20 protein-coding genes are annotated in these 19,799 nt (G+C 63.5%); 13 read left to right on the top strand and 7 right to left on the bottom strand.

From position 1 onward, the window contains the following. Positions 1–11 precede the first annotated feature (11 nt). The gene (locus tag AB4Y40_RS41070; protein ID WP_368692740.1) at positions 12–1,130 is read right to left on the bottom strand and encodes a glycosyltransferase family 4 protein; all 1,119 of its coding nucleotides are present in this window, start codon (positions 1,128–1,130) and stop codon (positions 12–14) included. Positions 1,131–1,395: 265 nt separating this feature from the next. On the opposite strand from AB4Y40_RS41070, the gene AB4Y40_RS41065 reads away from it, so the two are divergent. Both AB4Y40_RS41065 and AB4Y40_RS41060 read left to right on the top strand, forming a co-directional pair. Continuing rightward, positions 1,396–1,767 carry a CidA/LrgA family protein gene (locus AB4Y40_RS41065; RefSeq protein ID WP_368692727.1) on the top strand — a complete coding sequence of 124 codons (372 nt, stop codon included), beginning with the start codon at positions 1,396–1,398 and terminating at the stop codon, positions 1,765–1,767. Further along, positions 1,764–2,507: an LrgB family protein gene (locus tag AB4Y40_RS41060; RefSeq protein ID WP_368692726.1), complete on the top strand. Its 744-nt coding sequence runs from the start codon at positions 1,764–1,766 to the stop codon at positions 2,505–2,507. Before AB4Y40_RS41065 ends, AB4Y40_RS41060 begins: the two co-directional genes overlap by 4 nt. Here the strand turns inward: AB4Y40_RS41060 and AB4Y40_RS41055 are convergent. Together AB4Y40_RS41055 and AB4Y40_RS41050 are read right to left on the bottom strand one after the other, a co-directional pair. Beyond that, a complete protein-coding gene (locus AB4Y40_RS41055; RefSeq protein ID WP_368692739.1) occupies positions 2,504–3,343 on the bottom strand; it encodes a glycosyltransferase family 2 protein in 840 nt (279 codons plus the stop codon). The genes AB4Y40_RS41060 and AB4Y40_RS41055 overlap by 4 nt on opposite strands. Beyond that, a complete protein-coding gene (locus tag AB4Y40_RS41050; protein ID WP_368692725.1) occupies positions 3,343–4,605 on the bottom strand; it encodes an oligosaccharide flippase family protein in 1,263 nt (420 codons plus the stop codon). The genes AB4Y40_RS41055 and AB4Y40_RS41050 overlap by 1 nt, the downstream gene beginning before the upstream one ends. A 248-nt stretch (positions 4,606–4,853) precedes the next feature. Between AB4Y40_RS41050 and AB4Y40_RS41045 the strand changes: the two genes are divergently transcribed. The 3 genes from AB4Y40_RS41045 (at position 4,854) to AB4Y40_RS41035 (ending at position 8,258) form a co-directional block, all read left to right on the top strand. After that, the gene (locus AB4Y40_RS41045; protein WP_368692724.1) at positions 4,854–6,248 is read left to right on the top strand and encodes a phosphomannomutase/phosphoglucomutase; all 1,395 of its coding nucleotides are present in this window, start codon (positions 4,854–4,856) and stop codon (positions 6,246–6,248) included. 342 nt (positions 6,249–6,590) lie between these two features. Continuing rightward, on the top strand, positions 6,591–7,880 hold the full coding sequence (locus tag AB4Y40_RS41040) for a glycosyltransferase family 87 protein (RefSeq protein WP_368692723.1): 1,290 nt from the start codon (positions 6,591–6,593) through the stop codon (positions 7,878–7,880). A gap of 84 nt (positions 7,881–7,964) precedes the next feature. Then, positions 7,965–8,258: a superinfection immunity protein gene (locus AB4Y40_RS41035; protein WP_368692722.1), complete on the top strand. Its 294-nt coding sequence runs from the start codon at positions 7,965–7,967 to the stop codon at positions 8,256–8,258. A gap of 61 nt (positions 8,259–8,319) precedes the next feature. Here AB4Y40_RS41035 and AB4Y40_RS41030 read toward each other — a convergent pair whose 3' ends face one another. Genes AB4Y40_RS41030 through AB4Y40_RS41015 form a run of 4 tightly spaced genes read right to left on the bottom strand, consistent with a single transcriptional unit; the run spans position 8,320 to position 13,238 of the window. Then, a complete protein-coding gene (locus AB4Y40_RS41030; RefSeq protein ID WP_368692721.1) occupies positions 8,320–9,612 on the bottom strand; it encodes a glycosyltransferase family 87 protein in 1,293 nt (430 codons plus the stop codon). Beyond that, complete coding sequence (locus tag AB4Y40_RS41025; protein WP_368692738.1) at positions 9,609–10,694, bottom strand: glycosyltransferase family 2 protein; 1,086 nt, start codon at positions 10,692–10,694, stop codon at positions 9,609–9,611. The genes AB4Y40_RS41030 and AB4Y40_RS41025 overlap by 4 nt, the downstream gene beginning before the upstream one ends. A 21-nt stretch (positions 10,695–10,715) precedes the next feature. Next, positions 10,716–11,987 carry a glycosyltransferase family 87 protein gene (locus AB4Y40_RS41020; protein WP_368692720.1) on the bottom strand — a complete coding sequence of 424 codons (1,272 nt, stop codon included), beginning with the start codon at positions 11,985–11,987 and terminating at the stop codon, positions 10,716–10,718. A gap of 15 nt (positions 11,988–12,002) precedes the next feature. Beyond that, positions 12,003–13,238, bottom strand: a complete 1,236-nt coding sequence (locus AB4Y40_RS41015) for a glycosyltransferase family 87 protein (RefSeq protein ID WP_368692719.1) — start codon at positions 13,236–13,238, stop codon at positions 12,003–12,005. 764 nt (positions 13,239–14,002) lie between these two features. Between AB4Y40_RS41015 and AB4Y40_RS41010 the strand changes: the two genes are divergently transcribed. The 8 genes from AB4Y40_RS41010 (at position 14,003) to AB4Y40_RS40975 (ending at position 19,788) form a co-directional block, all read left to right on the top strand. Then, a complete protein-coding gene (locus AB4Y40_RS41010) occupies positions 14,003–14,173 on the top strand; it encodes a Flp family type IVb pilin (protein ID WP_368692718.1) in 171 nt (56 codons plus the stop codon). 99 nt (positions 14,174–14,272) lie between these two features. Beyond that, positions 14,273–14,443, top strand: coding sequence for a Flp family type IVb pilin (locus tag AB4Y40_RS41005; RefSeq protein WP_368692717.1), 171 nt, complete (start codon positions 14,273–14,275; stop codon positions 14,441–14,443). A 79-nt stretch (positions 14,444–14,522) separates the two neighbouring features. Next, positions 14,523–14,693 carry a Flp family type IVb pilin gene (locus AB4Y40_RS41000; protein ID WP_368692716.1) on the top strand — a complete coding sequence of 57 codons (171 nt, stop codon included), beginning with the start codon at positions 14,523–14,525 and terminating at the stop codon, positions 14,691–14,693. A gap of 72 nt (positions 14,694–14,765) precedes the next feature. Then, a complete protein-coding gene (locus tag AB4Y40_RS40995) occupies positions 14,766–15,308 on the top strand; it encodes a prepilin peptidase (RefSeq protein WP_368692737.1) in 543 nt (180 codons plus the stop codon). A gap of 83 nt (positions 15,309–15,391) precedes the next feature. After that, a complete protein-coding gene (gene cpaB / locus AB4Y40_RS40990; RefSeq protein ID WP_368692715.1) occupies positions 15,392–16,228 on the top strand; it encodes a Flp pilus assembly protein CpaB in 837 nt (278 codons plus the stop codon). A gap of 300 nt (positions 16,229–16,528) precedes the next feature. Then, the gene (locus AB4Y40_RS40985; RefSeq protein WP_368692736.1) at positions 16,529–18,196 is read left to right on the top strand and encodes a type II and III secretion system protein family protein; all 1,668 of its coding nucleotides are present in this window, start codon (positions 16,529–16,531) and stop codon (positions 18,194–18,196) included. A 21-nt stretch (positions 18,197–18,217) separates the two neighbouring features. Beyond that, positions 18,218–18,517 (top strand): hypothetical protein, encoded by a 300-nt coding sequence (locus AB4Y40_RS40980; RefSeq protein WP_368692714.1) that lies wholly within the window; start codon positions 18,218–18,220, stop codon positions 18,515–18,517. Between the two features lie 62 nt (positions 18,518–18,579). Then, positions 18,580–19,788: a CpaE family protein gene (locus AB4Y40_RS40975; protein WP_368692713.1), complete on the top strand. Its 1,209-nt coding sequence runs from the start codon at positions 18,580–18,582 to the stop codon at positions 19,786–19,788. Positions 19,789–19,799: the final 11 nt, after the last annotated feature.

Below are 19,799 nucleotides of genomic sequence, written 5' to 3'. Positions count from 1 at the left end.
TCCAGACTCGATCAAAAAGTCGACCCGGTGATTTCCCGGATCAGTTCCCGGTAGCGTTGTACCACAACGCGCTCATCGAATTCTTTCTCGATTTTTTTTCGGCCGCGCCCGGCCATGGCGGCGCGCGCCGGCCCGTCGAGGTCCAGCATCCGCGCGAGGCTGGCGGATAGCGAGGCGGCGTCACGCGCTTCGCACAGCAGGCCGTTCACGCCGTCGGCAACCACTTCGCGGCAGCCGGGCACGTTGGTGGCCACGATCGGGCGGCCCATCGCGCTCGCTTCCATCAGCGTGCGCGGCACGCCCTCGCGGTACGAGGGCAGCACGACGCAATCCGCATCGGCGATAAAAGGGCGCACATCGGCCGTTTCGCCCAGATATTCGATCACGCCTTCGCGTTCCCAGGCGGCGACTTCTTCGCGCGAGATCGCGCTCGGGTTGTCCACACCCACCGGGCCGAGCAGCTGGAAGCGTGCGTGCGGATAGCGCGCGCGCAGCGTGCGTGCGGCATCGACGTACTCGCCCACGCCCTTGTCCCAGAGCAGCCGGCCAATCAGAACGAACGCAAACTCTGCGCGCACGGGCAGCGGCGTGAACGGGAAATCGTCGAGATCGACGCCCTCGCCGTGCAGCAGCCTCGCGCGTTCGGGATGCGCGAGAAGATTGCCATCCTTGAAGGCGGCTTCGTCGTCGCGATTGAGGAACCAGACCTCGCGAGGGAAGCGGAACGCGAAACGATACAAACGCTTGGCGACCTGCGCGGCGCGGCTCTTCTGGATGAATACGTAACCGAGGCCCGTTGTGACCGCCACCGAAGGCGTGCGCGCGAGCCAGGCGGCAATCGATCCGTAGATGTTCGGCTTGATCGTGTAGTGGAACACGACGCACGGCTTCAGCGCGCGATAGTGGCGATAGAGCGCGAGGAGCGTGCGCAGGTCGTCGAGCGGATTCGTGCCCTTCGAGGCGACCGGCAGTTCGATACAGTGGCAGCCCATTTGTTTGAGTGGCTCGAACGTGCGGTCGCGCGGCGCGATCACGGTGACTTGCGCACCCGCTTCTGTGAGTGCACGCAACAAGCCGCGCCGATAGGTATAGATCGCCCAGGCCGTGTTGCAGACGAGGGCGACGTGCAGTGGATGCCGATGCGCGGCGGACTGGGGCGCGCTGGCGGCGGATTGGGCGGGCGAGGAGTTCACGAAAGCGGGGGCGTCGTTGGCAGGCGATGGCGGCAGCGGCCGGGGCGCACATTTTAGCCGACCGGCGCCGCTACCCGCCCGACCGAAGCGGCGCGCACAGGGCGCGCGCTGCAAGCTAGTATGAAGATTCGCTGCGCCTCGCGCGCCATTGGGCTACACTGCGCGCGCCGCGCATGTTTCCAGCCCCGCCTTGCCCTTAGCCATGCTTCGTTCCCTTGCCGCCCTCCTGATCTTCCAATGTCTCGGCGAGAGCGTGTCCTACGTGTTCTCGCTGCCCGTGCCCGGGCCCGTGATCGGCATGCTGCTCCTGTTCGCCTTCGCGTTGATGCGGCCTGCTGCCGCCGAGGCCATCGAGCCGACCGCGCTCGAATTGCTGCGACATCTCTCGCTGCTCTTCATTCCGGCGGGCGTGGGCATCATGGTGTCCGCGCAGGCCGTGCGCGGCGAGGCGCTCGCCGTGATCGCGAGCCTCGTCGTGAGCACGACGCTCGGCATCGCGGTGACGGCGCTCGTCACGCGCGCACTGTTGCGTCGCCAGCGTCGCAACACGACGGCCGGGGAGGGCACAGCGTGAACAGCCATCTGCCCATCACGAAGCTCGACGCGATCTGGGTCTACCTCGCCGCCACGCCGCTGCTCGGCTTGACGGTGACGCTCGTCGCCTATCTCATCGCCATCAATATCTACGCGCGGGCCAAGCACAATCCGCTCGCGAACCCGGTGTTGATTGCCGTGGCGCTCGTCGTCGCGGCGCTCAAGATCACGGATACGCCGTATCGCACGTATTTCGAGGGCGCCCAGTTCGTGCACTTCCTGCTCGGCCCCGCCACGGTCGCGCTCGCACTGCCGCTCTATCGTCAGTGGGACAAGCTCAAGCGCGGCGCGCTGCCATTGCTCGGCGGGCTCGTTGCGGGCTCGCTTACGGCGATCGTTTCTGCGGTCGGCGTCGCGAAGCTCTTCGGCGCTTCGCATCAGACCATTGCGTCGCTTGCGCCAAAATCTGTCACTACACCGATTGCCATGGCCGTTGCCGACAAGGTCGGCGGCATCCCGTCGCTTACTGCCGTGCTCGTGATATCGACGGGCGTGTTCGGCGCGGTGACCGCTCGCTGGATTCTTAACGTGATTCGCGTGCGTGAGACCGAGGTGCGCGGCTTCGCAATCGGCGTGGCCTCGCACGGCATCGGCACCGCGCGTGCGTTTCAGGTGAGCGAGGAGATGGGCGCATTTTCAGGGCTTGGCATGGGTCTGAACGGTGTCTTTACCGCGTTCGTCGTGCCGGTGCTCTTGCCCGTGCTGCTGCGCTGGATCTAGGCTGAGTCGCGCGCGAACAGCGCACGCTTCATCTTGTGCAAGGTGCGATAGGGCGTCACGAAGTGCAGCAAGCTCTTCGCCACGCCCGCCCAGTCGCGCCAATTCAGCACATTCAGATAACGCAATTGCAGGCGCAACGTCGATACGATCTGCCGCCGGCGCTTCGTCGCGCTTATGCCGCCTTCATTCAGTTCGTAGTACAAACCAAGCTCCGGCAGATTCGCGCACTCGTAGCGCTCCATCAGTCGCAGGAACAGGTCGAGGTCCTCGGCGGCCGGATACTGTACGCGATAGTTGCCCACAGCGAGCACGGCATCAATACGCAGCATCACCGAAGGATGCACGAGCGGCGAGCGCAAGAGGCGCGAGCGGCGCAGCGCACGCGCATCGCTGCTCGGACGCAGCATGAAAAGCGGCTCGCCCGCGCGATTGACCACCTGGGTCCACGTGCCGAGCGCTGCGAGCGCGGGCTCCGCTTCCATGCGCGCGCGCTGCTTCGCCAGGCGCTGGGGCGCTGCGAGATCGCCCGCGTCGATACGCGCCGCGTAGCGAAACCCTCGCGCCGCGAGCGCTTCGATACCCGCCTGCAACGCGCGCTCGATGCCGCCGTTCTGCGACATGCGCAAGACTTCCACGCACATGCCTGGCACCTCGGGCGCGACGATGGGCGGCGTGCTGCCGTCGTCGACGACGAGCGCATAGATGTTTGCGTCCTCCTCGAACGAAGCGAGCGTGCGCGCGACGTCGTTCTGGCCGTTATATGCGGGCATGAGCACGGCGACGTCGGCGAGCGCGCCTACGCGTGCGTCGTTTGCCGGGAGCGCGGCGGAATTCATCATGAAACTAGCTTGAAGCGGATGTAGTAGAGGTTCACGCAGGCCGCCGCGAGATAGCCCGCCGCGAGACCGCATAGCGCGCCGTACGAGCCAAGGCGCGGGATCGCCACGAGATTCACGGCGAACGCCACGGCGAGCGCGAGCAGCCATTTGGCGAGCAGCACGAATTTCGCCTGATATTTGAGCACGACGAGGTTGCCGATGGCCTCGAGCCCCGCCGGCACCGAAAGCCAAACAGCCCAGCGGAAGATGCCGATCGCGCCTTCATAGTCCGGCCCGAACACGCGGCTAATGATGAAACCCGCGAGCGCATCGAGCACGAGCGCGCCGGCCACCATCAGCACGGCCGTCATCGCGAAGAGGCGCACGAGGTTGCGGCGCAGCTGCGCGGTCTGCTGCACGCGGTAAACGAAGGCGGGCGCGATGGTCTGCGAGAGCATGAGCGCGAGCGTGATCCAGTTCTCGTTGAGCTGCTGCGCGGCGGAGTAGCGGCCAAGATCGGCGAACGAGATCGTGCGCTCGAGCATCAGGCGGTCGAGCTTCAGGAACAGGTACATGCAGATGAGCCCGAGCCAGAACACCGTGCCTGCGCTTGCGAAATGCTTGAAAAGCGAGCGGTCCACGTGCCAGCCAAGCTTGCCGCCGTGGCGGCGCCGGAAGTAGAGCACGAGCGCCGCGCCAATCGCCGCCGATTCCAGCGCCCAGAGCCAGCCGAAGGTCGCGGGCGCGAACGCCGCGCGCGCAAGCAGGTAGACGAGCAGCGCCTTGATCACGGCCGTCGTCATGCTCGCGAGCAATTGCGGCTTGCTGTACGTCATGCTCTGCAGCCAGGCGTTGATTACGCCCACGAACGGCTCGCGAAACAGCATCGTCACCGCGAGCCCGGCGAGCATCGCACCGACCATCGGATCGGTCACACCAAGCGCAATACCGGCCCACGTGACGAGCAGCGCCGCCGCCGACACGCCGATGCGCAGCGCAAACGCGCTCCCGAGCACGGTGCCGAGCTGCTCCGGCGGCCGGTTGACGATGGTGGGCACGAGAATCTCGGCGCCGCACACCCAGGTCACGGGCGCGAGCACGAGCAAAAGCGTGTTGGCGTATTGCCACTTGCCGAAGACGTCAGGGCCGAAATAGCGTGCGAGCACGCCGCTGATGACGATGGCCACCGCGATCTGCGTGACGCGCTCGAGGCCGAGCCACACGATGTTTGCAAACGCGCGGGCGACGTCGGGGTTGCCAAAGCGCTTGAGGCTCAGCATCGCGCCTCGCCTTGGCAGGAGGCGCCAAAGATGGGGCAGGCACGCGGCATGCGCAGTCTCGCCGCCATTTTTGGCGAATATTTTGGCAATAAAAGGAAACGGCGAAGCATTAAAATGGGTGCATACCACTGCCGAAAAACGGCAATTATAGTTTGTAACGGAACCCACTTTTCGTAACGCCAGAGGCTTACAGTCGCCTGTCTGTGTTACGAATAGACCCGAATCCCCATCTGGACGTGAGCCTCAACATGATTTCGAAATCGATTTTCAAGGCATATGACATTCGCGGCGTGATCGGCAAGACGCTCGACACCGACACTGCGCGCGCCATTGGCCGCGCGTTCGGCAGCGAAGTGCGTGCGCAGGGCGGCGACGCCGTGGTGATCGCGCGCGACGGCCGGCTCTCGGGTCCCGACCTCTCGCGTGCGCTGGCCGACGGCCTGTGCGAGGCCGGCGTGGACGTGGTCGACGTCGGCATGGTGCCCACGCCCGTGGGCTACTTCGCCGCGAGCGTGCCGCTCAAGCTGGTGGGCGGCGAGCGCAACGTGGATTCGTGCATCGTCGTGACGGGCAGCCACAATCCGCCCGACTACAACGGCTTCAAGATGGTCCTGCGCGGCAAGGCCATCTACGGCGACCAGATCCTCGCGCTGTACGACCGCATCGTTGCAGACCGTTTCGACGCGGGCGAGGGCAGCTACACGAAGTACGACATCGCCGACGCCTATGTCGATCGCATCTTGAGCGACGTGAAGCTCGCGCGCCCGCTGAAGATCGTCGTCGACACCGGCAACGGCGTGGCCGGCGACCTGGCGCCGCGTCTGTTCAAGGCGATGGGCTGCGAACTGGTCGAGCTCTTCACGGAAGTGGACGGCAATTTCCCGAACCACCATCCGGACCCGGCGCACCCCGAGAACCTGCAGGACGTGATCCGGGCGCTGAAGGAAACGGATGCGGAAATCGGCTTCGCGTTCGACGGCGACGGCGACCGTCTGGGCGTCGTGACCAAGGACGGCGAGATCATCTACCCCGATCGCCAGCTCATGCTGTTTGCCGAGGAAGTGCTCTCGCGCAATCCGGGCAAGCAGATCATCTACGACGTCAAGTGCACGCGCAATCTCGCGAAGTGGGTGAAGGAGAAGGGCGGCGAGCCGCTCATGTGGAAGACGGGTCACTCGCTCGTGAAGGCGAAGCTGCGCGAAACCGGCGCGCCGCTCGCCGGTGAAATGAGCGGCCACGTGTTCTTCAAGGACCGCTGGTACGGCTTCGACGACGGCCTGTACACGGGCGCGCGCCTGCTCGAAATCCTCTCGCGCGTGGCCGATCCGAGCAAGCTGCTCAACGACCTGCCGAACTCGCACGCCACGCCTGAACTGCAACTCAAGCTGGAAGAAGGCGAAAACTTTGAGCTGATCGCGAAGCTGCAGAAGAACGCGAAGTTCACGGGCGCCGACGAGGTCATCACCATCGACGGCCTGCGCGTGGAATATCCGGACGGTTTCGGTCTCGCGCGCTCGTCGAACACCACGCCCGTGGTCGTGATGCGCTTCGAGGCCGACAACGATGCCGCGCTCGCGCGCATTCAGGCCGACTTCAAGCGCGTGATTCTCGCTGAAAAGCCGGACGCGAAGCTGCCGTTCTGACGAAGACGCCGCGGCGGACCGCCGCAACGTAGACAGCGAGCCCGCACACGACCGATTTAACGGCTGTGTGCGGGCTCGCGAACGTTTACGGACTCGATGTGACTGTCGCGCGGCAAGCTGTTCGCCCATACTTCGGGATACAAGCTGTCGCGAGGCACGACCGGCACGAGATGCGCCGCCAGACTTAAAGGGCGGGGCGTCGCGGTCATCCGGCCCAAGCGTCGCGCATGTCGAGGAGGGCCGGGGGATGTTGCGTGTCATCGGGTTCAGAACCAGGTTCGGAGTCGCTGAAGTCATTGCGACCGGCGATCGTGTCTCGATTGCCTGGGCCAATCAGGCGCCATGATCGTGCGCGACGATTCCATCCATCGCGATTCCCGGCCATTGCACGCGGCGCCCGCCTGGCTCGACGGGCAGCGTATCCGTATTTACGCGTCCTTCGTGCTGCTGGTGAATATTGGCTATTTTTCGCTGCGGATCTGGTTTGGCTGCATCGACCGGATACCCAACGTCAGCCCGCCAGGTTGGGATTTCGCCGTATTCTGGAGCGCCTCCTGGCTCGCGCTGCATGGGCCGGCAGCCAGCGTGTTCGACACTGCCCTCATCGAGCGGATCGCGTTACCGCTGCAGAACATGCTGCCGACGCCATTCGTCACGCCGTGGACCTATCCGCCCACGTTTTTGCTGGTCATGCTCCCGGCCGCGTTGCTGCCTTTCTCCGTCTCGTGTCTCGCCTATGTATCGGCAGGCATGGCCTTCGCATACCACGTGTGCGCGCGCATCCTGCCAACGGTGCGGAACCCGTCATGGTGGCTGTCGGTTGTCGCTTTTCCTGCCGTCTGGGTCGCGGCCGGCGCCGGGCAGAACTCATTTTTGACTTTTGGGCTCTTGGGGCTGGGACTCATCTCGCTCACCAGGCGCCCATGGCTCGCAGGCATTTGCTTCGGATTGCTGGCCATTAAACCGCAGCTGGGCCTCGTGATTCCCATTGCGTTGCTGTTCGGCAGGCATTGGCGCGCCTTCGTGTCGGCGGCGCTGACTGTCGGCGCGTTTTCCGCGCTCGCCGGGCTGGTGCTCGGATTCGACACGTTCTCCCGCTTTGCGCAGGCGTTGCCCGCCTTTAGCCAGTTCGTCGTCGAGTATTCAGACCGGTGGCCGCGCGGCATATCGACGGCGTTTGGCGCCGCGCGCCATTTCGGCGTGGCCGTGCCGACCGCGTATGGCTTGCACGCGGTCGTGGCGGTGCTGGCCGTTAGCGCCGTCGCCTGGCTTTGGGCCGTGCGCGCGCGATTCGAGTTGCGGGCGTCGGTGCTCATGCTCGCCACGCTGCTGGTGCCGACCTATGTGATGCCCTACGACCTGCTTCTGCTCGGCTTGCCGATTCTGTGGCTCGTGCGCGATGGTGCCCGCAACGGCTGGCTTCGCGGCGATGGGGTCGCGGTAGTGGGCGCATGGCTCTCGCCGCTCGTCTTCTATACCCCTGGGGATTGGGCGGCCGGCGTTTATGTAACTGTCATCGTATTCGCGCTGTTGATGGTCGTCGTGCGGCGCTACCTCGCGCAACAGGCTGTGCGCGCTGGCAAGCGGCAGTTGGCAGATATCAATGCAGGGACCGGGTTAGCTGCAAAATAATGCCATTCAGAGCTGGTACACGGCCAGGTGGCGTCAGAGGCGCATCGCGTGAGTTCACGCTGGCGTTGAATTACGGGGGACAACATGCGTAACGATCAATCGAGCACAGGTGCCGCGCACACGCCCAGTGATTCGGGTGGGCTTCTCGCCATGTTGGTGTTGCTGTATTTCCTTCCTTCGATCATCGCGTTCCACGGTATGCACCGTAAGCGACGCGCCATCACGAGGCTTAACATGCTGCTCGGATGGACCGTGCTCGGCTGGTTTGCCGTTTTCCTGTGGGCGCTGACTGCCGTTCAGAAGGCGGGGTCTGCAATGAGCGATCGCGCGCCTGCAAATGCGAGGATCGACAAGGAAGTGCGGACGGTTTTTCGCTGAGTGAGCCATCGGAGGTCGCACGCCGCAGCTTCCGGCCGGCGACCTCTGCGGCCCAGCGCATCTATTTCGCACGGTCGCGTGAGGCGCGTATCAGTATCAGAATGAGCCACGCAGGGAGGAGGAATGCCGCCCATGAGTGCGTGGCTGTCGTATTGCAGATCAGGAGAAACGACAGCAGGGGCGTGAACCACGCCAGCGTCACGAAGGTATAGTCCATAGCGGAAAGAGACGTTGATGAGTGGCGTGTGTTAGCGTGGGCGCAAATGCACACGATAGGTAGAAGCAGCCAGGCGAGATCGTAGTACACGAGATAGGGCTGAATCATGAGCGTGGTGACGATGGCGGCCGCCGCGAGCAGTTCCCGGTTCATCCGGCGCGCCCAGGCCATCGAAGTGGCCAGCACCGCCGCAAGGGCGATTGCGACGTGTATCGAGTACGCCGCGCCCGCGCCTACGCCGGCCGCACGCAAGAACGCGAAGACAGTGGGCATGGCACGCCAGAGCCCACCTTCGTTGTGCGACAGCGCGACATCCTGAAACCACGCCGCGGACTGAAAGAACCTGATCCACAGCGACCAGCCAAACGGCACCGTGCTTACTGTGCAAAGCAAGCCGGCAGTCAATATCGTTGCGGCACACGCGCGATAGTGGCGGCCGCACAGAAAGAACAGTGGGAACAGGATGCCCAATTGAGGCTTGATCACGAGCATGCCTGCACACACGCCGGCCCACACAGGCGCAGTCTCCAGCATTAAGAGGGCACCTGCCGCCAATGCCAGCGTGAGCAAAGAATTCTGCCCGTGAACCATCGTCACCCATATCCCCGGAAATGCCGCGACAGTTATCCAGGGCAAAGCATTTTGCTTCATCGCTGGCATGCAGGCAAAGAGGCAGAGCGCAATGCCGATACCCACAAAGAGTGCATACGAAGCCGCATAGGGCAGCAACGCAAGCGGGTACACGAGCAAGTGAAACGTGGGTGGGTAAATCCACGGAGCGAACATGTTTGCCAAAGGCGTGCCCGCCTGCAGCGACGCCTCGCAGGCCAGTAGCCGCTGGTTGTCGAACGCCGCCGCGGCCCCGTGGCGCAGTGAAACCTCAGAGGCGCACCAGAAGACCCGAAAATCCGAACCGGGGAGCGGGACCCCTTCTTTATGGAGGCCCCAATAGCACACCGCCCAGATTCCGATTAGCGCCGCCTGCAAGATGAACAATGCCGCGCTGTACAACCTGATTCGTTCACGGCACAGCCACGGCTGTTGTTTTGCCGTAGCTGTATTGTGGCTGGCCTGGGTCGCAACGCGTATCGCGAGGCCCTGCGCATTTACCGCGACCCTTGATCGGCGCATCTTCATCGGCCGGCTGCTCGCACCTTCGACGCGCCACGCCAGCTAACCAGTTCCAGTGGCGCGCTATGAGTACGTGCCTCTGCGCGTTCGACCGGCAGGACGCTGATGCTGGCACGCGCCTCGTAGCGCCGGCGCACGAGGTAGACGGGCCGCTCTTTTGACTCGTCGTAAATACGCCCGACGTATTCGCCAATGACACCGATGCCAACCAGCTGTATGCCGCTCATGAAGAGCACCACGGAAACGAGAGAAGCGTAGCCCGGAACAGGATTGCCGAACAGCAACGTACGCCCGACCATGAACGTACCGTAGCAAAACGCGAGCGCGGCGATCGCGCCACCGATATACATCCAGATACGCAACGGCACGGTGCTGAAACTCGTAATGCCTTCGAGAGCAAAATTCCACAGGCGCCAGCCAGAGAACTTGGTTTTGCCTGCGCTGCGTGGTGTGCGTTCATAGTCGATCGTGACCGTATTGAATCCGACCCACGCGAACAGCCCCTTCATGAACCGATGCCGCTCCGGAAGACTGCGCAGCGCATTGACCACCTGACGATCCATGAGTCTGAAGTCGCCCACGTTTTCGGGGATCTTCAATTCCGATAGTGCGTTGTGGATGCGATAGAACAACGCTGCGGTTGTGCGCTTCAGAAAGGAATCGCAGGCGCGGCTGGCACGCCGTGCGAGTACGACTTCCGCGCCTTGCTGCCAACGCCGGATCATTTCGGGGATCAACGAGGGCGGATCCTGCAGGTCCGCATCGATGACGACGATAGCGTCGCCGGACGCTTCGTGCAGACCCGCCGTGAGTGCAGCCTCCTTGCCGAAGTTGCGCGTGAGATCGATGACCTTGACGCGCCGGTCGCGTTGGCTCACGAGGACCAGCTCTTCAAGAGTGCCATCGCGACTGCCGTCGTTGACGCAGACGATCTCGAAGCGCACGGATTCAATGGACTCCATCGTCGCGATGATCTGTTCGAAGAACGCTGCGACGCCGTCCTGCTCGTTGTAGAACGGAGCGACGATGGAGATGAGCGGGGTCTCGAGCGCGAGTCCGGCGCGACGCACTTGTTCGTCGATAGGCATGTTCATGATGTTTTCTCCCTCTTACGACGAGGCTGCGGTGTTGGAGATTGCCTGCGCGCTTCGCTCGCGCGCGATTTGCGCGATCAGCATCCAGAGCGTGGCAATCGAGATGAGCGGGGTGAACGGGACGTGCAGATGAGAAACGAGCGTCAGGCCGGCAATGGGGGCAAGCCAGAGTACGGCCAGCCATTCGCGCTGTCCGCGCTGAAAGCCGTGGTCTCGCGCGTGATGGACCACCCATGCGATCACAATTCCATACCAGGTCAGGTCATAGTCATAGAGGTATGGGCTCACGAGCATGCTGGCACATACGAGCACGGCGGCGCGCAGCCCGAAAGCGCTGGGCCGGCCCCACGCGTAGCAGACGGCGGCGGCGGCGCACAGGGCGGATGCGGCCTGTGCGCCGCTGGCGAGCGCGGTTGGCGCATGGAGCAGCTTGAGCGCCGCGAACGGCGTGGGCACGCGAAACAGGAGGGCCCGTCCCGTTTCGACGAAGCTGTTGGCGAGCCCCATGTTATGAACGAACGCGACAAGCGTTTCGCTGCCGAAAGCCAGTACCGAGAACCCCAGTGAAAGCGCCACGCCCACGCTCATTGCGCCCAGTGCGCGCCACGAGTGTGAAGCCAGTAGCGCAAGCGGAATGAGCACGCACAGCTGTGGCTTCATCGCGACGAGTGCAAAGCAGAGCCCCGCGAGAAGCGGGCGGCGGCGCAACAAGATCAGTCCGAGCCCAACCAGTGACGCCGTGAGCAGCCCATTCTGGCCGGACGTCAGCACGAGCGCGGAACCCGGGAAGGCGATTGCGAGCAGTGTGGTGCGCGGGTGAGGCGCGATCGTCTTGATCACTTTGACGAACAGGGCGAGCGCGCCGAACAGGAAGATGGGTGCAGAGAGCGTGAACGGCAGCAGTGCCAGCGGATAAACGAAGAGCAGGAACGTCGGCGGATAGAGCCACGGAAGGACGCCGACGGGCCGCCCCGCGGCATATTCCTCGACGGGCTTCAGGATGTCGAAGTTGTACGCATCCACCGCGTGTCCTTGCAGGGCGAGATGCGAGGCACTCCAGAACGGCAGGCAGTCCACGGCAAGCACGCTCAGTTGCGGGTCCTTCAGCCACACCAGGTGATACACGTAGGCCAGCGCCACGCCAAGATAGTAGGCGAGCGCTGCGAGCGGGTAGACCCACAGGCGCGCGCCGCTCAACCAGTGCGAGCTGGACTGTTGGGTTCCCATGGGCAGAGCGGGCGTGGCCCTGGAGGTGCTCATGGAATCGCTGAAGGTGGTCTGGTTCATGGCGTGGTCTCTCGCCTACTGGGTGGAATCGATGCGTGTGCGACGGAGCACTGCGAGCAGCATGAGCAACAGGATCGCGGGTCCGGTTTGTGGCAGCCTGAGAATCTGGTTGACGAACTCGAACACTGGCAGGAGCCAGACGAGGAGCAGCACGGGCTGCTCGCCGCGCAGCCACCCACGGCGCAATCCGGTCGCGAGCAGCCCTGCGCATGACAAGCCGACCCACGTTAGTTCGTAGTGCCAGACATAGGGTGTGACGATGAGCGTGGCTGTTCCGAGCGCGGCTGCACGCAGGGCAGGGTCACGCGTCGTGCGCCAGATCTTCCATGCGCCGCAAGCAGCGATGACGGCAATCGCTGCCTGCATCAGTCCCGCTGCGACGAGCGAGGCGCCAATGAGCCGCAGCGAAGCGAACACGGACGGTGAGGCGAGCCAGAAGCGGACGTCGTGCTCGAGGATGAGTTCGCGCGCCATGCCAACATTCCCTGCGAACAACCGAAGCGAAGGGGAGCCGCAGAGCGCGATGCTTGTGATGAAAAAAAGTACGGCCGTCAAAGCGGCCCATCCAAACACTCTCCATGCGCGTGCCGCGATCAGAACGAGCGGGAACAGGATGCCGAGTTGCGGCTTGATCATCAGCAATCCGATGCAGATCCCGGCGATCACGGGTCGCCGGTCGATCGATGCGATAGCAAACGCGGCGAGCGCCGCGGTAATCAGCGCGTTCTGCCCGAAGATCGCACACACCATCACACACGGCATGGCGAGCACGACGTAGCGAGCGGCCGCGCTGCCAAGCGGGCCTTGTGCGAGTCCGGAAACGCGAACGGTTGCACAGACGAACGCGAAGGCGCTCGCGCCCAGGAAGGCGACATAGGCGAGCGGAAGCGGCAACAGCGCGAGTGGTGTGACGAACAGGAGGAACGTGGGCGGATACAGCCAGGGGATGAACGCGCTCTTGGGTAAGCCACCCGTCACCGCGGCCACGATGCGGGAGAACGCCGAGTATTCGAAGACGGTGGAGGCCTGGCCGTGCAGGACCGCGTGGCTGGCGGACCAGAATACGAGCAGGTCGGAGCCCGGGCGCCAGCCGCCTGCATCGGCAAAGCCGTGAGTCACCCAGGCCCAGAGCGCCACGAAGCCGACACCGATGACGAGCATGACGGTGCTGTAGGCAATGAGTCTCTCGCGCGAAAGCCAGGAGCACGCCGCCAACTGCAAGCGTGAGCCATCCCGCTCAAGTGGTCGCATTTTTTTGTAGTCCCCGTTGAATATTTTCAGTGGGCGGTACACCCGCCTCGTTTTCCCCCGAACACGCAAGCAGTGCGCTGCATGGCAGGCAGTGCCTGCGTGTTGTCTGGATTATTGGAAGACGAGTGAATCGGGAGCAATGCGGACTGCATTGTCAATGTTCGCGCGCGAACACTCGCCCGCAAAGTCTCCTTGAATGAATAAAGCGCTGAAGAAAAAGGCGCGTTGCGTAGTGCGTCGACGGGGTGGATGTTGTCGGGTAACTGCTGATTCTGGCGTGAAGGGTACCGCAGGAGTTTTGTATAAGCGCGTGCTTAATGCTCGTTTTCCTAACTAAAAAAGTAGTGGACTTATCAACGTAATGTCACGTAGGGATAACTTATAGACGAACGATCGTATTGAAGCTAAAAGAGAAGTGTTCCATAAATACCGGGGTAAACGCGAGATTCGAAGGTGAACCGAATGTGGGTGCAAGAGTTTTAACAACCTCGAAGTGGTGGATAAAACATGCTTATGGCTCGCGACGTGTCGTCGAATTAAGCGAGGTGGGCCACATGCAGCGTGTCAATTTTTCCGATTTGGTGTGTGGAGGAACAGGAAATTGTTGCGCGTGTGGCGAAGCGCACAAAGTCATCGGTTTGACACGCGTAGAACTGCGCCTGTGGCTGCATTGCCGAACCCGGTGACGTAGCCCAACCCACCCTCTAAACCACATGGAAACGGAATCGGGGGTTAACCATGTACACATCGATTGGAGATCAAAAATGCAAAAGATCATCGCTCAGGCAAAGACCTTCGCTCGTGACGAAAACGGCATCACGGCTCTCGAGTACGGGATGCTCGCCGGTCTGATCACGGTGCTGATCATCGCCAGCATCGCATCGATCGGCACGACGCTGAAGAACGTGTTCTCCGACGTTGCCAACACGATTTGACCGGTGCGCGGGCGAGCGGGTTTGCAGCGCAAGCTTCACTCGCCCCATATCGCTGGAAGGACCGGGATTAAACAGTTTCATAACTCGTTGGAGACCAAAATGCAAAAGCTCATCGCTCAGGCAAAGACCTTCGCTCGTGACGAAAACGGCATCACGGCACTCGAATACGGGATGCTCGCCGGTCTGATCACGGTGCTGATCATCGCCAGCATCGCATCGATCGGCACGACGCTGAAAAACGTGTTCTCCGACGTCGCCAACACGATCTGACTGATGCGCGGGCGAGTGGAGTGGGCACGCAACGCAAACTGCACTCGCCCTGCATCCCACACCTAACAGGGGATCAAAAATGCAAAAGATCATCGCTCAGGCAAAGCAGTTCGCACGCGACGAAAACGGCATTACGGCACTCGAGTACGGGATGCTCGCGGCCTTGATCACGGTGCTGATCATGGCCAGCATCGCATCGATCGGCACCACGCTTCAAAACGTCTTCTCCGACATCGTCAATACGCTCTAACCCGCGCGCTGGCGAGTGAGGCTGCTCATGACAAAGCAGGTGTAACCCGGGAGCGCACAAATGGAATTCACGATGCTGTCTGTTTCGTTGCCGCCGCAGCCGGTTCCGCTGTGTGTGGTCGCGTTGGCGATCCTTGCGGCCAGCACCGACATCGTTAGCCGCCGGATTCCGAACCTGCTGATCGTGGTTGGTGTTGTCTCGGCGCTCGCGGTGCAGATCGCGCTGCGCGGCGCCGTTCCTGGCTGCACGCTCTGGCTGGGTGGCGCGGCGACCGGGTTCGCGCTGCTGCTGCCGTTTTATTTGCTACGCGGCATGGCGGCTGGCGACGTCAAGTTGCTGATGATGCTGGGTGCCTGGCTCGGAGCAGCGGCGACCGTCGATATCGCAGTCAACACGTTCATCATCGGCGGGGTGTGGTCGTTAGGGGTTGCCCTGGTGCGCGGACGACTGGTCCGCCTGATGGGAAACGTCGCAGCGTTGCTTGCGGGAGCGAGCCGCGCCGCGCGCGTGGCAGGTGTATCGCCAGGTACGGTGCAGGAATCGGTTGGATCGATTCCGTATGGTGTCGCGATCGCCGGGGGAACGGTTGCCGTGCTGTTCACGATGGTGAGCTGAAGCACTGACCGGTGCCCACGCGACAAGGGTCGAATTTTCGACTCGCCGATTACTAATGTTATGGAATGCTTACGGGGGATGTCATGAAAAACAGCCGCGCTTTCGTCATGCTCGCGATTGCTCTGCTGGCGGGTCTCGCCGCAGTCGTGTTCGCTTCCAGGTGGTTGCTTCAAACGTCGTCAGGCGCCACGGTACCCGTTGCCGTCGCATCGGACGACATCAATCTCGGCCAGCCGATCAATGAAACGATGATCAGAACGGTCAGCTGGCCAAAGGACAGCCTCCCGCCAGGGACATTCGCAATACCGAAGGATCTCGACGGGCGGGTGGTGCGCGCAAGCCTCACGCGGGGTGAGCCGGTGCTCGAGTCGAAGCTGGCGCCCGTGGGCACCAAAGGCGGGCTATCCGCTGTGATCGGCGACGGACATCGCGCGATCACGGTCCGCGTGAACGACGTCGTAGGCGTCGCGGGCTTCGCGTTGCCGGGCAACTACGTCGACGTGATCGTCAACACGCAGGAGCCGGAGAAGAAGGCCGATACCCAGCAGCAGAGCATCTCGAAGATCGTGCTCGAAAAAATTCTGGTGCTGGCCGTCGCGCAGCAGGTCAATCGCGACGACACCGCGCCCAAGGTCGTGAACGCGGTGACCCTGGAGGTGACGCCCGAGCAGGCGGAGAAGCTCGATCTGGCGCGCAGCGTGGGCACGCTCTCGCTCGTTCTGCGCAATCAGGTGGACGACAACAAGCTCATGACCGATGGCGCGACCAAGCAGACTTTGCTCGGTGGACCGTTGCCGCCACCCGTGCCGCTGCCGGAACCGGCGCACCCGGTGCGTGTGAAGTACGCGGAGCGTGCGTCGGCCAAGCGCAACTGTATCGGTGTGCTGTCGGGTGTGACCGGCAGTCAGGAGTGTTTCTGAAAGCAGGCAGAACGGCTACCTGAACCCGGCGATGACCTTCCGGGAAGAGGGCGAGTGAGCGGTAAAGCCGCCATTAAAACGCAGGTAAGTACGGGGTATAACGATATGGATACCAAAGTAAATGTGGGGTCCACGGGGGCCCGCAACGGCGTTCGTCCGTGGCGCGTCGCAACGCTTGCCTGGGTTTGTGCCGGGTTGATGACTTCGACACCGGGCTGGGCACAGCAGTCAAACGGGCACGCAGGGCAGGAGAAGCCGGCCGCAAGCGCTGCGGTTCCCATGGGCAAAGGTCCCATGCAGATGACCATCAGCATGGGGCCGGCGCAAGGCAGCAGCGCGCCGCCCAAAGCGGTGGCGGGACCGCTGCGCGGACCGAACTGCGTGGGCCCCATTCGCAACGAGAGCAATGTGGTCGTGCCGCTTGGCAAGTCGACGCTCGTGCCGATCGACGAACCGGTGCGCAATCGTACGCTCGGCAATCCGGAGGTCGCGCAGGCGACCATGGTTTCGCCGCAAACGCTCTACATCGTCGGCCAGGCGGTCGGGACGACCAACATGATCGTCCAGGGCAAGAGCGGCGCCTGCCAGGTGATCGATGTGATCGTCAGTGCCGACTGCGGCGGCCTGCAGGCCGCGCTTGCGCAACTCATGCCGCAGGAGCGCGACATCCGCGTCTCGACGGCGGCCGACAACATCGTGCTCGCCGGTCATGTGTCGAGCGCGCAGGCTGCCCAGCAGGCCGTGGAAATTGCCCAGGTGTTCGGCGTGAGCGGTCAGGGCAACAACGGCGCGCACACGGGCGGTGTGATCAACATGCTGAGCGTCGACTCGCCTCAGCAGGTCATGCTCGAAGTGAAGGTCGCCGAAGTCGACAAGACGCTGATCGACCAGCTCGGCTCGGCCGTCAATATCCAGGGCGGCTTCGGGTCCTGGACGGGGGCCCTGGTGAGCAATCTGCTGGCGGGCGTCTCGAGCGCATTCGGTTTCTCGAAGGCGAACAACAACCCGCTCAAGTTCGCCATCGACGCGCAGAAGACCGACAACCTCGTGAAGATCCTGGCCGAGCCTAACCTCGTCACGATCAGCGGTCAGGAAGCCACCTTCCTCGCCGGCGGCAAGATCTTCATCCCCGTGCCACAAAGCGGCGGCGGCACCTCCGCCACGGCGATCACGCTGCAGGAAGAAGAATTCGGCGTGGGGCTCAAGTTCACACCGACGGTGCTCAACGGCGGGCGCATCAACCTGAAGGTGGCGCCGGAAGTCTCGGAGCTGTCGCCCACGGGCGTCACACTGAGCGCATCGAACGTGAGCGGCGTCAGCATCCTGCCGCTCATCACGACGCGGCGTGCTTCGACGACGGTGCAAATGCACGACGGCGAGTCGTTCGCGATCGGCGGGCTCATCAGCAACAACATTACCGGCTCGCTCAAGGCAGTGCCAGGCCTTGGTGAGGTCCCGGTGCTGGGCGCGTTGCTCAGGAGCACCTCGTTCCAGCAGGACCGCTCGGAGCTGATCTTCATCGTCACGCCGCACCTCGTGAAGCCGGTGGCGGACGTCGCGCAACTGCAGATGCCTACGGACAGCTTCTCGCAGGTCCACGAAGCCGACGTGTACGCAACGGGCAACATGGAAGGCCGCGCCCATCGCAATCAGGGACGTTTTGCACCGCCCGCGCCCGCTGGCACCCAGGCCGTACCGGCGGAACCCGCACCTGGCGCTACGCCGGCCGCGCCCGCCGCACCGCAGACGCCCGCTGCGCTGCCTGCACCGCAGGTCTCTTCCCGACGCGAAGAGTCGCCGGCGCCGACCGTACCGGCGCCCGCTGAAGCGCTCGCGCAGTCCGTGCCCACGCAGCAGGTGAGCGCGCAGGCCCTCATGCCTCCACCGGGCGAGGACAGCGCAGCGCGCGCGCTGCGAATCGAGCGCGAGGCGGCACGCATCGCCTCGAACGAAACCACCGCTCATTGACCAGGCGATCAGGAGGCCAAAATGAAACTCGAAAACTTTGCATTCGTTCGCCGGCTCCTGCTGATCGCGCCGCTCGGCGCAGCGCTCGGTGGTTGCATGACCAGCTCGCCGATCTGGGAGGCGCACTTCGGGGAAGCCGTGCGCCACTCGATGCAGGCACAAATCATCGACCCGGATGCGGGCCAACACGCATCGCAGCCGGGTGTGGACGGCAAGTCGGCGGCTTCGGCGATGGATAACTACGACAAGTCGTTCCAGCATCCGGTGACATCCGCGAACCCATACACGATTGGCGTAAGCGGTGGCGCTGGTAGCCAGTGAGCGTCGCTACGCACACACGCGCAACTGGCCGGGGAAGGGAACAACAGCGGGGACATACGATCATGATCGACATACTCATTACCTCGACGGACGCAGAGCGGCTTGCGCAGATCATGCGCACGATCGCAGGATGCGGCCCGTACCGCACGACGCGTAGCGTAGGCACACCGTTCGATCTCGTCGAGCGCGGCGACACGCTCGACGCGTTCGACGTCCTGATCGTCGACGCACGGGGTTTGCAGGAGGCGCAGTTGCCTTCCGTGAGCGAGCTGTGCCGTCGTTGCGAACGGCTCACGTGCATTCTGCTGATTCCGGAGGCGTCGCCTGAGGAACTCATCGCGGCAATGCGCGCGGGCTTTCGCGACGTGGTCACGGGGCCGCCGGACGGCCGCATGATTGGCGAAGCATTGCAGCGTGCAATCGGCCAGCGTGCGCATGGCAGCACGCGCACGTCGCGCATCGTCTCGTTCATGTCGTGCAAGGGCGGCGTGGGCACGAGCTTCATTGCGGCGAACGTGGCGCATATCGTCTCGCAGACGCAGAACCGTCGTGTGCTGCTGATCGACCTGAACCAGCTCTACGCGGACGCGGCGTTCCTCGTGACAGCGGAGACGCCGCCCTCGACGCTGCCGCAACTGTGCGCCGAAGTGGACCGCATGGACGTGGCGCTCTTCGAAGCGAGTGTGATGCATGCCGCCGGGAACTTCGACATCCTGGCGGGCGCGGGCGACCCGATCAAGGCGAGCGAGATGCGTCAGGACAGGCTCGAATGGGTGCTCGGCGTCGCCGCGCCCCGTTACGACTGCGTGATCCTCGATCTCGGCCAGACGATCAATCCGCTTTCCATGCTCGCGCTCGATCGCAGTGACGAGATCCACATCGTCCTGCAGGCGAGCATGCCGCATCTTCAGGCGGGACGCCGTTTGCAGGAGATCCTGCACTCGCTCGGCTACGGGCCGGAGCGCATGCGCCTGCTGCTGAACCGGCAGACGCGTCACGGCGAGCGCGTGCGCGAGGCCGCCGACACCGTGCTCGGCATGAAGCCATTCCTCGTCATTCCCGACGACGCGCGCGCCGTGGCCGAGGCCGTCAATCAGGGCGTGCCGATTGCCACGGCCGCGCCCGGCAGCCCGGTGACGCGCAGCCTGCGCACGCTCGCGTCGAGCGTCGCGCTCCCGAATGCGAACGGCGCGACTGCGCGGGGCAAGGGCGAATCCCTGTTCGCGCGCATGCTCGGCCGCCAGGCGCCGGCCAAACTCGGATTGATGTAAAGGAGAAAAGT

Origin of the sequence: Paraburkholderia sp. EG287B, assembly GCF_040965595.1 — a bacterium.
Classification (GTDB): domain Bacteria; phylum Pseudomonadota; class Gammaproteobacteria; order Burkholderiales; family Burkholderiaceae; genus Paraburkholderia.
Note: the sequence above shows the minus strand (reverse complement) of the source record. Positions and strands in the feature narration are given on the sequence as shown.